The organism is Candidatus Tumulicola sp. (assembly GCA_036490475.1).
GTDB lineage: Bacteria > Vulcanimicrobiota > Vulcanimicrobiia > Vulcanimicrobiales > Vulcanimicrobiaceae > Tumulicola.
Genome location: DASXDT010000002.1, coordinates 223,335 through 236,014, shown reverse-complemented (window position 1 = coordinate 236,014; position 12,680 = coordinate 223,335). Strand labels below are relative to the sequence as shown.

Sequence of the window (12,680 nt, the reverse complement as noted above, 5' to 3'; positions counted from 1 at the left end):
CCGAGCGATTAGGGAGCCGGTGGCGGGGCCGTCGGAAAGATGTAGTTCGTAAAAGACGCGTTGGCCGACATCGGCATGTGCGGGTAGTCGACGTCCGCGGTGAGTGAGACCGGCAAGACGTAACCGTCGACGCTATCGTTGGTGAGCGACATGTGCACGTGCATGCCGTCGGAATAGTGCGCGTCGACCCAGCGCGCGCTTCCATTCGGTCCCAAGCCGACCGTGGCGCCGCGCATCGACGGATCGTCGAGTGCGCTCAACGCATAGACTGTGGTCCCGCTCGTGTCGGATTGACGTGCGTATCGATATCGCTTCGGCCACATTGCCGGGTCGATCATCGACAGATCGATGTCGCGCATCTTTGAAAACAGCGCCGGAGTTTGGGTCAGATGAACGACGTACCGGTCGCCACGCGTATAGTCGCCGGTGCCTTCCATATGAAAATGGAACCACGGAAAATGGCGCATCGCCATTTGGATTCCCATATGAAAGGTGTACGTAGCGGGAGCGTCTTGTGCGATGTCTGCGACCGGCCGTGTCGGGGCGCCCGCCGCCACGGCGAGGGCGCCTACCGTTAATGACACGAGCCAAGAGTTCATACGTTCGTCTGTGCCGCATTATATCGCAGCCTGGACGAGAAAGCATGAGCGCGGCCCAGCGCTTGGTTACATTGACGATTTGAGGAGCGGGCGGTATAAGAACTATATGCGTATGCTTGCGAAGGTTTCCGTGCTGTTGGTCGCCGGCCTGGCAGCGTGTTCGGGAAAAACTGCCGCGGTGAACGGCACTCTACCCGTCACGCCACAGATCGTTGAGTTTACGTCGAAAGCATCGGCCGCGATAACCGTCGATCCATCGAATCGTGGAGCGGTCGTGTCGTCGCTCGTTTTGGGCGCCAATATGGCGACCTGGTACGATGTCACACAGTCGAACTTGGCGCCGGGCTTCAAGACCGCCGGAATGACGGCCACGCGCTGGCCTGGCGGATCCGAGTCGGACATCTATCATTGGCAAACGAACTCGCTCGGGAGCGGATCGTGCAATTCCGGTTACGTCAATCCGAACACGACGTTCGATAGCTTCTTGCACGATATCGTCAACCGGGCGAATCTCGACGTTGCCATCACCGTCAACTACGGCTCGAATCCGTCGTGCGATGCCGGCGCCGATCCAAGCGAAGCGGCCGGCTGGGTGAAGTACGCGAATAACACCAAGAACCTTGGGATCAAGTGGTGGTCGATAGGCAACGAACAATATGGTTCGTGGGAAACCGATTTGCACACCCAGCCACACGATCCATCGCAGTACGCGCAGAACGTTGCGAGCGATTTCTATCCGCAAATGAAGGCCGCATCGAAATCCCCGATCGACGTCTGCGTCGACGTCGATCCCGAAACGGCGGGTTGGGATTCTACGGTACTCGCAAATGCAAAGTACGACTGCGTCGAGCTGCACTACTATCCGCAAGGGACGACGGTCGACGATCAATTTCTTATCGAAAAAGCGGCGCCCGGCCTTAACAAATACCTCGGCGCCTTGAAGAGCGAGCTAAAGGCCGCCGGCCGCGCTAACACGCCGATCTACGTGGGTGAAATCGGCTCGACGTACGGGACGCCCGGCAAGCAGACGATGTCGATCACGCAGGCGCTGTACGCCGGACAGGTTATTGGAGAGCTGCTCGAAAACGGCGTTGCCCGCGCGACGTGGTGGCTTGGTTACGGCGGCTGCAATGCCGAAGGCGGCGGCGGCGACTTCGATTCGAGCCTGTATGGATGGCAAGATTTCGGCGGTTACATGCTCTTTTCGGACGGCACCGTGCAAGAGGGTTGCTCCGGCACGGACGTTCCACGCGGGACCGTGCTTCCGACCGCGCGCGCGTTCCAAGTCGCTTCCAACTTCATTCGCAACGGCGAACGGATGCTCGGAGTGAAGATCGCGTCGGCTCCGCACGTGCGCGCCTTTGCCTCCACCTACGACGGCGGATATGCTCTCATGCTCTTCAATCTCGACAAAGGATCCTCGATTCAAGTTCCGGTGTCGATCGACGGTGTGAGTTCCGGATCCGGTGGCACGACGGTGTTGTACGACAAAGCGCTGTACGACGCGTCGAAGAAGAACGTGTGGAAAAAGCCGGTAACCAAGGTGCTCGCAGCATGGAATGGGAGTTTTACGATCACGCTTCCGGCCTGGAGCATGATGGCGGTCCGCACGAAATAACCGCGATGCTACCCCGTTCGACGGCGAGCATCGGCGGCGTCGACCTCGAATACGCGCTCATAAACGGCGATCGTTCTAAGCCAACGCTCGTATTTCTCCACGAGGGCCTCGGGTCGATTTCCACGTGGCGCGACTTTCCGTCGAACGTTTGCGCGCGCACCAAGTCCCCAGGGCTGATGTACTCTCGATACGGCAACGGCTTTTCAACCGTGCTCGACCGAGCGCGCCGCCCGGAGTACATGCACGAGGAGGCGTTGCAGGCTTTACCAGCGCTGCTCGACGCGTTACGGATCGAGTCGACGGTGTTGATCGGCCACAGCGACGGCGCATCGATCGCGCTGCTCTATGCTGCGGAATATCCGCGCGGCGTCGCCGGCCTGGTTCTCGAGGCACCGCACGTCTTCGTTGAACAAACTTCGGTTCGCAGTATCGCGGCGATTCGATCGCAATACGAATACGGACCGCTGCGCGACCGACTCGGCCGCCACCATTCCAACGCCGACAGCACGTTTTACGGTTGGAACGACGTCTGGCTTTCGCCCGAGTTCACAAGTTGGAACATCGAACCGGCGGTCGACCGGATAACGGCCCCTATGCTCCTGCTGCAAGGGCGCGATGACGAGTACGGAACGTTGCGCCAGGTCGACGCGATCGTTCGTCGCCATCGCGGCGCCGACTCGCTCGTCCTCGCAAAATGCGGGCACACGCCGCACCGGGACCGAGCCGCTTTTGTGGAGGCGACGATCGCCCATTGGATCGTCGAACGCACCGGAGGCCCCTAGATCGCTAGCCGGGCGGCGGATTCGGGAGCAAGTGCAATTCGCCGGCGTCGTAATCAAACTGCACCGTGAATTGCTGCAAGAACGCCGCGCCTAGATGCCCGAGCGCCGTGCCGTGCAGCATCTGCGTGGTGCCGATCGTTTGCCGCCCGGTCTGATACGCGCCGATCGTGACCTGCGGGATATTGCCCATGAGCTCGACGCTCTCGCCGCCGATGCCACTAACGAGCTTGCGTTCGGTGACCGAAAACAGCGTCGAATGCGACGTGTAAAAGCCGTACGACAAGTTGATATTTGACTCATCGCCGGTGTCGACCGCTAGGCGGGCGTCGACGTCGCCCAAGCGTACGTTCACGACCGGCACGAAATTTTCGAACGATAACGGTATCGAGATCGAGTTGGCTGGAACCGCCTTTCCAAGCGACACGGTGTGATCGTGAGCGTCGATCGTCAAGCCGCTGGATCCCACGAAGTCCGCCCCGAGAACGACGTCGTAGCCATAGCGCGAAATGTCGTTCAGTACGACGTAATAGGCCTCGGGAAAGGTCGCATTTCCGACCTGTAGCGGGCCGGCTCGCACCACCTGGGTGGCATACTCGCCCAACCCGCGTACGTTATACGTGCCCAACACGTCGGCGCCGAGGCGTGCCGCTAGTTCGGTGCTGATCGACATCCCCGAGTTGCCCGTATCGATCAAGCAGTGAATCGGAACGCCCGCAACCGTGCAGTCGACGACCGGCGTGACGTGTGCGGGATCGGTCTTGATCGGTGCGGGCGATCCGGCGAAGCGCGGCAGCAAGCCGTGCGGAGCGTGGAATGCCGACGCGACGGCAGTGCGGTCGTCGTAGCGTTCGAGCACGACGCCGTTGTGCAGCACTTCATAGGGAACGTCGAATCCGTCGGCTCGACGGTAGTCGCGATACTCGAAGGTATCGTCACCGTTCAGATCGCGAGCGTATCGAATCAGTGCGTCGTGCGGGTCGACGTATAACCGCAGCGGTATCGCGATCGTATCGGTAATGTAAAACGTTCGATATCGTACCCCGCGATAGGCGGCCATCCCGCCATCCACGATGCGGCCGTTTTGTTGCGACGAGAACGATGGCGAAAGAAAGCTGAGCGATGCGATCAATCGCAGCGATCGAAGGTACGGCTCGGGGTCGCCGCTGCGGACGGCACTATCGTTGATGTTGATCGCGTAGAGGTGCGCGCCGTCGAAATACGACCCGGCACACAGTTCGCCGTTGCACCGCCGCAATACGAACGCCAGTCCGCGGCTTTCGCTGGCGACGACGGTGCTTTGCCCTTCGAGGTTCAAACGCGAAACCGAGACGAAGTGTGCGTTCCACACCGGACCGGCCGCAGAGCGCATGCGATCGAGGAACCGGCCGAGATCGCTCGATGGAGCGGCGGCAATGATTCCTAGAGTCAGCACGCAGAGCACGGCAGCGCGGACGACGAAGCCCATGGCATGGATTTCGAGTTGCTCGACGGCTATCTTCTCGACGGCCGGCCGGCGAAGGCATCGGTCGTCGAACAATTGGCAAAACTGCCGCCCTCCGGCCCGGCTGCGCCCTTCTTAGAGGGCATACGCCTGCTTGGCGAGCGAACGCCCGACTTAGCACTCATGGCCGTGCGTCTCGTCTTGGCTGGGAAGGTGGCCGATGACGCCGCGGTAACCGCCGTTCGCGACGCCGTGCAACGCATTCATGCCGGTGACGAGTCGGCCAGGCGCGAGTACGCCTCGATCGTCGGCTGAGTGTCCCTCGGTATTCTCCACGTCGTCGCCGGTTACGGCGCGAACCGCCCGGCCGCGCTCGATCGCGTCTCGGCCGCCGTCCCGTCGGGACACACCTTAGCGATCGTCGGACCATCCGGAGCAGGTAAGACCACGCTGCTACGCGCGATCGCCGGCCTGCTGTCGATTCGCAGCGGCGATATCAATCTCGACGGACGCAGCCTCCTAGGCGTGCCGCCGCAGCGTCGCCGCATCGCCGTCGTTTTTCAAGAAGATGCGTTGTTCGCGCACATGACGGTCGAAGCGAATCTTCGATTCGGTTCGCATTCGAAAAAGAGCGAAACCGACACGGCGGACGTTGCAGAAGCGTTGCACGTCGGACATCTGCGCCGTCGCAAGCCGCGCGAACTGTCGGGCGGCGAACGCCAGCGCGTCTCAATGGCGCGCGCGTTGCTTTCGGATCCCGTCGTTCTGCTGATGGACGAACCTCTCGCGCATTTGGACCCGGTATTGCGACGTTCGGTGCGCGATGAAGTCATCGGTATCCGGCAGCGCTTCGCCGGACCGTTGATCTACGTGACGCACGATCACGAGGAAGCGTTAGCCGTTGCGGATTCGCTGGCGGTGCTGATCGACGGGCGCATCGAGGACTCGGGCGATCCGCAGCGCGTGTACGACGCGCCGCGCAGCCTCGCAGCGGCGCGCGCGATCGGATCGCGGCCGATGAATTTGCTCGACGGCGAGCCGATCGTCGGTATCCGTCCGGAGCGCGTGGTGGTGGGCGCGGGCGGTGCCTTACACGGACGTGTCGTACGGCGCGAACGCACCGGAGCGGATGCATACGTGACGGTCCAAACGCAGCGGGGAATCGTCGCTGCGCGTGTTGCGTCCGAGTCGTCCGCCGCTCCAGGCGACGAGGTAGAGGTCGACTTACCGGAACGTTTTGTCGTGCGATACGATCGCGCGAGCGGCGCCGCGATATCATGACCGGCATCGCGGAACTCGCGCGCGGCGTCGTCTTCGCCGGAATCGATCGCATCGTCGAAAGCTCGAGCGTCCCGTCGTTTGGCGGATACGTGCTGTTCGGTCGCGACGATCCGTCGATCGACGACGTGCACCAGTTGACCGCCGGGCTTCGAGAGCGGTGCGCGCCGGGGCCGCCTCCCGTTATCGCGATCGATCAAGAAGGCGGACGCGTCGTCCGATTGCGTCGCGGCGTTGAGCCGATGCCGTCGATGATGGCACTCGGAGCGGTGGGCGATCTCGAACTTGCCGTGCGAGCCGGCGAACAAGTGGCGTTCGATCTGCGCCGGGCCGGCTGCACGATGGATTTCGCACCGGTCCTCGATCTTGCGTTGCAAGCGCGGAATACGGCAATCGGCACGCGATCTTTCGGCTCGGATCCGGCACGCGTCGGCGAGCTGGCATTCGCCTTCGCGCGTGGTTTGGAACGCGGCGGTATCGTGCCGTGCTACAAACACTTTCCGGGTCACGGCGACACGACCGAAGATTCGCACGAAACGGTGCCGGTGGTCGAGGCGGATGCCGAGACGCTGCAGCGGCGCGATCTCGCTCCGTTCGCACGGGTCGCCGCCGAAGCGCCGGCGATCATGCTCGCGCACGTCGTCGTGCGAGCGCTGGACGAAAACCGCGTCGCGAGTGCGTCCGAAAGGATCGCCGGCGGCGTGCTGCGCGGACTCGGCTTTACCGGTATCGCAATCACCGATTGTCTGACGATGGCCGGCGCCGGCGACTCGTCGCAGGCGGCGGTGTCGGCGTTGCTGGCCGGTGCCGATGCAGTGATCGTAAGCCGGCCGTGGGACGCTGCCGAATCGGCCGTCGATGCAATCGTGCAGGCCGTTGCAGAAGAACGCCTGACCCTCCAACGTCTGAGCGATGCGTACGAACGGATCGTGCGCGTGCGCTCGACCTCGAGTGATGCATTAGCAGTCCACGAGTTTCCGCCGCATCCTGGTGTCGGCCGTGAAATCGCGCGCCGCGCCGTTACACTCGTGCGTGGGCTGGCACACGCCGATCCGCTGACTTGTGCGGTGCTCTCGTTCGAGGGAACGACGGCCGACGGCGTGGTTCCCGACGACGTGCGCCGTCCGTCGTTGTCGGCGGAAGCGCCGGCACTCGCGTATGTCGCGTTGCCGATCGATCCGCAGCCCGGAGCGCTCGACGGAGCGTTTGCGCTGCTCGCGCGTACCGGTCGCCGTCCCATCGTGCTCGCGCGTCGCGCGCATCTGTACGACCGCCAGGCCGACGCCATCGGATCGATCGTCGCGCGCTACCCGGATGCGCTCGTCGTATCGGCGCTCGAGCCGTTCGACGTGCCGCTCTTTACGCACGCACGACACGTGGTGGCGTGTTATGGGGACGACGCTGCGGCGATCGGCGGACTCGCCGACGTGCTCTTCGCAAACGTCTTGCCGGAGGGCCGTTTGCCGGTCGATCTGTCGTGGTGACGCGCGCCGCGTTTGCCGGCGTCGATGCCGTGCTGGATGCCGCGACCGCCGCGCAATATACCGGCGCCGTCGCACGCATCGAACATCGCGGCCGGCCCGTGTACGAGCGCGCCGTCGGAACGACCCGAGCGGACGAACTCGCGCGCGACGTTTGCGTCGATTCGCGTTTCGATCTGGCGTCCTTGACCAAGCCGTTCGTCGCGACGGTCGCACTCACGCTGGTCGACGAATCGATTCTGGCGCTCGACACACCGTTAACGAGGCTCGTACCCGAATGGTCGGGCACCGGCCACGCCACGATTACGCTGCGGATGTTGCTGGCGCACAATTCGGGGATGCACTCGGGCGCCGACTATCGCACGATCCTCGATGAGAACGTCGAGCGGTTCGCCCTGAATCGGGAGCTCGACGATACGCCGGGCGAACGGGTCACGTATAGCGACCTAGGATTCATCGCGCTCGGGACGATTCTAGAGCGCGCCACGGGCCGCAACTTAGCGACGATGATGCGCGAGCGATTCGATTCCGAGACGTTGCGCTATGGAGTGCGGTTGAGAGATCGATCGGCAATACCGGCGACCGAGAGCGATGCGTGGCGCGGCCGCGTGCAAGGAACGGTGCACGACGAAAAAGCGCATTTAATGGGCGGCGTCGTAGGGCACGCGGGTCTTTTCGGAACCGCTGCGGACGTTGCGGGGCTGGCCGAAATGTATCTAGCGCCACGCAACAATCGGGGAGCGCGCGGAATAAGCGCCGCGTTGGCGCGCGAAGCGATCTCCGAGCAGGCTTTCGATCCGGTGTTGCGGCGGGGATTGGGTTGGGCCCTCAAGACGCGGGATGATAATTCGTGCGGACGTTTCATGCATCGCGAAAGCTTCGGGCATACGGGATTCGTCGGAACGTGCGTCTGGGCCGACCCGATCGTCGACGTCGCCGCGGTACTCCTCACGAACTCCGTGTATTTTGGTCGCTCCGATACCCGGCCGTTGCGAGCGGCATTTTTCGAGGCGGCCATGCGTGCGTTGGGTCTCGCGTGAGGGTCATCGGATTGATGAGCGGAACGTCGTTGGACGGAATCGATGCCGCGCTGATCGAGCTAGTACCGTCCGGTCCGGGCTACGCCGTAGAACTCAAGCGGTTCGTAACCGTGCCGTTCGGAAAAGAGCTGTACGCGCAATTGCGCGACGCCTTGCCGCCGAACGTCGCGAACGTCTCGACGGCGGCATCACTGCACCGCCGGCTCGGGGACGCCCTGGCCGATGCTGCGGAGAAGGTTGCAGAAGGCCGCATCGACTTCGTCGCGTCGCACGGCCAGACCATTTGGCACGACGGCGCCAACGCATCGACGGTGCAAATCGGCGATCCGTACGTCGTGCGCGACCGCATCGGCGCTACAGTGTGCTTCGATTTTCGCGGTGCCGACTGCGCCGCCGGAGGTCATGGCGCTCCGCTGGTGCCCTACGTCGACGCGTTGTTATTTTCACATCCGCTCGAAGATCGCGTTGCGATCAACATCGGCGGGATCGCAAACGTGACGGTGCTCGCGCGCGGCAGTGGCTCGGTATCCTGCGCGTACGACACCGGCCCGGGAAACATTCTGCTGGATGCCTTCGTGCGTTCTCGCTCGAATGGCCAACTCACGATGGATCGCGATGGGGTGCTGGCGGCGCGAGGAACGGTCGACCGGGAGTTGCTCGCCGCGATGTCGGCCGATGCGTATTTCGCGCTACCTCCACCCAAGAGCACCGGTCGCGAATACTTCGCCGAACGATTCTTGGCGAAGCACGACGCGCGCTTGAGGGCACTCGCCGATGCCGACGGCGCCGCGACCCTGGCCGAATTGACCGCCCGGACGGTCGCGGACGCAATCGCCGCAACGGCGTTCGCGGCTCCGCGCGTCATCGTCAGCGGCGGTGGCTCGCGTAATCCGGATTTGATGGCGCGCTTGCGGCGCTTCGCTCCACACGCCCGCGTCGATACGTCCGACGATCATGCGGTGTCGAGCGATGCTAAAGAAGCGATCGCCTTTGCGATTTTGGGTTATGAAACGCTGCGGGGCCGGCCGGCCAACGTCCCGGCGGCGACCGGCGCGCGCGAGGCAACGGTCTTGGGTGCGATCGCACCGCACCGGTTATCGGAGTTGATGGCGCGTATGGAATGCGAATGCCGGTCGACGTAGGCGTCGACGCGGGCGGCAGCCGTACGATTGCGGTGGCCGGCATCGGCGACGCGCGCAATCGAGTAGAAACTGCAGCGGCCAATCCGACGTCGGTAGGACTGGATGCGGCGGCTGCGACCATCGGCGACGCGATCGTCGCGGCGCTCCGCTCCGAGCAACCGCGCTCGATCGTGGTCGGCTGCGCCGGCGCCGCACGCTCCGAGATCGCGGGCGCGTTGCGCGATGCGCTGCAACATCGCTTCGCTAACGCGCGCATTCAAGTGATCGACGACGCGCGACTGGCGTTATACGCCGCGGAAGTGCGAGAGCGGGGAGTCGTGCTCATCGCAGGGACGGGTTCGAGCGCGTACGGTGAAAATGCCGGCCGCAGTTCGCGATGCGGAGGCGGCGGATATGCCATCGGCGATGAGGGGTCCGGGTACGCGATCGGTTCTGCCGGTCTCCGTTTAGCGTTGCGCGCGTTGGATGGCCGGGGGGCGTCGGATCGCACCGTCGCGGCCGTTCGCGAATACACGGGCGCGAGCGACCGAGATGGACTTCTTGCGTTTGCGTACGGCGATGCGTCTCCGGTCTCCGCGATCGCCGGCGTCGCTCCCGCGATTCTGCGGTGCGCCGATGACGGCGAGCGCAGTGCATTAACGATCGTACAGGCGGCTGCACGCGATTTGTTCGACCTGGTGCGCGCGGTCGTCCGTGCGATCGATGCCGGCGACGAGACGCCGCTGGTGTTGCACGGCGGCTTGTTACGAACGCCGAGCACGTTGACGTATCTACTGGAAACGCGATTAGGCAACGAACTCCCGCAACTGCACACGTTGCGCGCGGCGCACTCCGCGCATGAAGGCGCATTGCGTATGGCCGGAATGTCGCTCGATTGAGCGTCGACCTGCCGGCGACCGAGGGCGAACACCCGCAAACCGCTCGACTCGATGTCGTTTCTACCGGCGAATTGGTTCGGCTGTTGGTCGCCGATCAACAGCGCGCCGCCGACGCCGTTGCGGCCCACGCCGCAACGATTGCCGGCGTCGTCGAGCGCACCGTGCAGCGGTTGCGCCAAGGCGGGCGGCTGCATTATGTGGGGGCCGGAACCAGCGGCCGCCTCGGCGTTCTCGACGCAGCCGAACTATACCCGACCTTTCGCGCCGGTGACGAGCTGGTCGCTGCGCATATCGCCGGAGGCACCGCCGCGCTGACGCATGCGATCGAAGGAGCCGAAGACGATCGAGCCGGCGGCGAACGAGTGGTAGGCGATTGCGTGACCGCCGGCGACGCCGTGTATGGAATATCTGCCGGCGGCACGGCGCCGTTTGTGATCGGTGCGGTGGCGGCGGCGACGGCGGCCGGCGCGTATACCGTTGCCATCGTTAACGCTGCAGGCAGTCCGTTGGCCGACGTCGCGAACGAGACGATCGAACTTGCAACCGGTCCCGAGGCGTTGACCGGGTCGACGCGCTTAAAAGCTGGAACGTCGCAGAAGATCGTGCTGAACACACTCTCGACCGCCATCATGGTGCGGCTCGGTAAAGTCTTCGGCAATAAAATGGTCGACGTCGTCGTTGCTAATCGCAAGTTGCGCGAGCGCGCGATCCGATTGGTGGAATCGATCGCCGAGGTCGACCGCGAACGAGCGATCGGGGCGCTCGACCGTAGCGATGGACGCGTGAAGATCGCGATCGTTTGCGAACGCCGGGGCGTCGATCCCGTCGCCGCTGCGGAACTGCTGAAACGCAGCGGCGGCATGTTGCGCCCGCTGCTGTGAACGTGTTGCACGCGCTGTCGTTGTTGGCGACGATCGCGTTCGTGCCACTCGACGATCGCCCGGTTAGCGCGCAACTTCCGGCGCTTCTCGGACGCATCGCCGGCGTCACCGTAACGACGCCGCCGCGCACGATACTCGGCAATTATCTGCAGCCCGGCGATGCCGACGGTGTCGTTGATTGGTTGACGGCTCGTTCGAACGATCCGACTATCGGCGCATACGTCGTTTCGTCCGACATGCTGGCCTATGGAGGGCTCGTCGCGTCCCGTGTGCCGGGTCCGTCGTACGCCGGTGCGCTACAACGGCTCGCCGTATTGCAAACGGTCCGTCATCGTCGCCCGGACGCGTGGATTGTGGCGTTCGGAACGGTCATGCGACTGGCACCGACCGGTGTCCCGGCCGGAACCTCGTATTTCGCCGCGTATCCCGAATGGCAAGCGTTGCAAGAGTATGCCAACTTGCACGACCCGTTGCTGCCGAATGAAGAAGCGACCGCGGCCGCCTTGCGCGCCTCGTTGAATCCGGCAACGTTCGATGCATACCTCGCGACGCGCCGCCGTAATCTCGACGTCGACCGGCACTTGATTGCGATGCGCGCTTCCGGAACGCTCGATCGACTCGCGCTGGGGCAAGACGATGCCGGTCCGGTCGGCTTGCACGTCGCCGAAGTAAAGCTCTTACAGCAAGAGGCGGCCGCGGTTGCGGCCAGTCCGGCGCCGGCCATCGAGCCGGGCGCCGACGAATTGGGAATGGCGTTACTTGCGGGCACGTTCGCGCGCGACGCACGTTGGGCACCTCGCGTACAAGTACGGTACTCGCGTCCCGGTGGAGATGAATTTGTCGATCCGCTGGAATTCGCTCCCATATCGGTCGCCATCGACGGCTTGATCGCGTTATGTGGTGGGCAGCTGGTCGATAGGGATCCGGATATCGTCTTGGCCGTTCGAGTCCCTCAAACGAGTACCGCGCAGGACGACGCCTTTGCATCCGCGATGCGAGCCGATATTGGGACCGGACGCAGCGTCGCCCTTGCAGATCTTGGATTTTTCGACTCCTATGCTTCGCAAGCCGGCTTCGCCGATCGAGTGCTAACGAGCGGTTTGGCCGCTCGACTCGACGCGTACGCTTCTTGGAATACGAATGCCAACACCGTCGGCACCGCATTAGCCGAATCCGTTGCCGCCGGTGCCGGACGGCGCATGCACACGTACGACTCGCTCGCGCATCGCACGTTTACGTTCATGCGATTCGTCGACGATTACGCCTATCACGACGACGTGCGCCCGCAACTCAACGCGTGGCTCGACCAACGGGGTATCGCCGACCACACCTTACTGACGCCGGCCGATGCCGCCGTCGTGGCGAGCCGGAACCGCGCGTTGCTATGGAATAGAGCCGCGGCAATCCTTCAACAACTGGATCCCGGATATCACATCGCGGCGATCGATATCTCGTTGCCGTGGCGGCGCACCTTCGAAACCGAAGTCGACGTCGGCATAGCGCCGAATCTCTGACATTGCCACGTTCGTGACGGCGCTGG

Annotated in this window: 12 protein-coding genes; 10 read left to right on the top strand and 2 right to left on the bottom strand. The window is 63.6% G+C overall.

The window, feature by feature from the left end:
• Nucleotides 1-8: 8 nt before the first annotated feature.
• Nucleotides 9-584 carry a hypothetical protein gene (locus VGF98_02580; protein ID HEY1680511.1) on the bottom strand — a complete coding sequence of 192 codons (576 nt, stop codon included), beginning with the start codon at nucleotides 582-584 and terminating at the stop codon, nucleotides 9-11.
• A 127-nt stretch (nucleotides 585-711) separates the two neighbouring features.
• Between VGF98_02580 and VGF98_02575 the strand changes: the two genes are divergently transcribed.
• A complete protein-coding gene (locus VGF98_02575) occupies nucleotides 712-2,217 on the top strand; it encodes a hypothetical protein (protein ID HEY1680510.1) in 1,506 nt (501 codons plus the stop codon).
• 5 nt (nucleotides 2,218-2,222) lie between these two features.
• The gene (locus VGF98_02570; protein HEY1680509.1) at nucleotides 2,223-2,999 is read left to right on the top strand and encodes an alpha/beta hydrolase; all 777 of its coding nucleotides are present in this window, start codon (nucleotides 2,223-2,225) and stop codon (nucleotides 2,997-2,999) included.
• A gap of 4 nt (nucleotides 3,000-3,003) precedes the next feature.
• Here VGF98_02570 and VGF98_02565 read toward each other — a convergent pair whose 3' ends face one another.
• The gene (locus VGF98_02565) at nucleotides 3,004-4,464 is read right to left on the bottom strand and encodes a retropepsin-like aspartic protease (GenBank protein HEY1680508.1); all 1,461 of its coding nucleotides are present in this window, start codon (nucleotides 4,462-4,464) and stop codon (nucleotides 3,004-3,006) included.
• A 3-nt stretch (nucleotides 4,465-4,467) separates the two neighbouring features.
• Between VGF98_02565 and VGF98_02560 the strand changes: the two genes are divergently transcribed.
• The 8 genes from VGF98_02560 to VGF98_02525 are packed head-to-tail and all read left to right on the top strand — an operon-like array spanning nucleotide 4,468 to nucleotide 12,654.
• Complete coding sequence (locus tag VGF98_02560) at nucleotides 4,468-4,755, top strand: hypothetical protein (GenBank protein ID HEY1680507.1); 288 nt, start codon at nucleotides 4,468-4,470, stop codon at nucleotides 4,753-4,755.
• A complete protein-coding gene (locus VGF98_02555) occupies nucleotides 4,756-5,721 on the top strand; it encodes an ABC transporter ATP-binding protein (GenBank protein HEY1680506.1) in 966 nt (321 codons plus the stop codon).
• Nucleotides 5,718-7,202 (top strand): glycoside hydrolase family 3 N-terminal domain-containing protein, encoded by a 1,485-nt coding sequence (locus VGF98_02550; GenBank protein ID HEY1680505.1) that lies wholly within the window; start codon nucleotides 5,718-5,720, stop codon nucleotides 7,200-7,202. Before VGF98_02555 ends, VGF98_02550 begins: the two co-directional genes overlap by 4 nt.
• Nucleotides 7,196-8,239 carry a serine hydrolase gene (locus VGF98_02545; GenBank protein HEY1680504.1) on the top strand — a complete coding sequence of 348 codons (1,044 nt, stop codon included), beginning with the start codon at nucleotides 7,196-7,198 and terminating at the stop codon, nucleotides 8,237-8,239. Before VGF98_02550 ends, VGF98_02545 begins: the two co-directional genes overlap by 7 nt.
• The gene (locus VGF98_02540) at nucleotides 8,236-9,381 is read left to right on the top strand and encodes an anhydro-N-acetylmuramic acid kinase (GenBank protein HEY1680503.1); all 1,146 of its coding nucleotides are present in this window, start codon (nucleotides 8,236-8,238) and stop codon (nucleotides 9,379-9,381) included. Before VGF98_02545 ends, VGF98_02540 begins: the two co-directional genes overlap by 4 nt.
• Nucleotides 9,366-10,259 carry a BadF/BadG/BcrA/BcrD ATPase family protein gene (locus tag VGF98_02535; GenBank protein ID HEY1680502.1) on the top strand — a complete coding sequence of 298 codons (894 nt, stop codon included), beginning with the start codon at nucleotides 9,366-9,368 and terminating at the stop codon, nucleotides 10,257-10,259. The genes VGF98_02540 and VGF98_02535 overlap by 16 nt, the downstream gene beginning before the upstream one ends.
• Entirely contained in the window at nucleotides 10,256-11,140 is an 885-nt protein-coding gene (locus VGF98_02530) for an N-acetylmuramic acid 6-phosphate etherase (protein ID HEY1680501.1), read from the top strand. Before VGF98_02535 ends, VGF98_02530 begins: the two co-directional genes overlap by 4 nt.
• Nucleotides 11,137-12,654: a DUF4127 family protein gene (locus tag VGF98_02525; GenBank protein ID HEY1680500.1), complete on the top strand. Its 1,518-nt coding sequence runs from the start codon at nucleotides 11,137-11,139 to the stop codon at nucleotides 12,652-12,654. Before VGF98_02530 ends, VGF98_02525 begins: the two co-directional genes overlap by 4 nt.
• Nucleotides 12,655-12,680: the final 26 nt, after the last annotated feature.

Coding starts and splice junctions, on each gene's coding strand:
- VGF98_02535 (HEY1680502.1), top strand. CDS start 9,366: ATGCCGGTCGACGTAGGCGTCGACGCGGGCGGCAGCCGTACGATTGCG.
- VGF98_02560 (HEY1680507.1), top strand. CDS start 4,468: ATGGATTTCGAGTTGCTCGACGGCTATCTTCTCGACGGCCGGCCGGCG.
- VGF98_02565 (HEY1680508.1), bottom strand. CDS start 4,464: ATGGGCTTCGTCGTCCGCGCTGCCGTGCTCTGCGTGCTGACTCTAGGA.
- VGF98_02550 (HEY1680505.1), top strand. CDS start 5,718: ATGACCGGCATCGCGGAACTCGCGCGCGGCGTCGTCTTCGCCGGAATC.
- VGF98_02570 (HEY1680509.1), top strand. CDS start 2,223: ATGCTACCCCGTTCGACGGCGAGCATCGGCGGCGTCGACCTCGAATAC.
- VGF98_02575 (HEY1680510.1), top strand. CDS start 712: ATGCTTGCGAAGGTTTCCGTGCTGTTGGTCGCCGGCCTGGCAGCGTGT.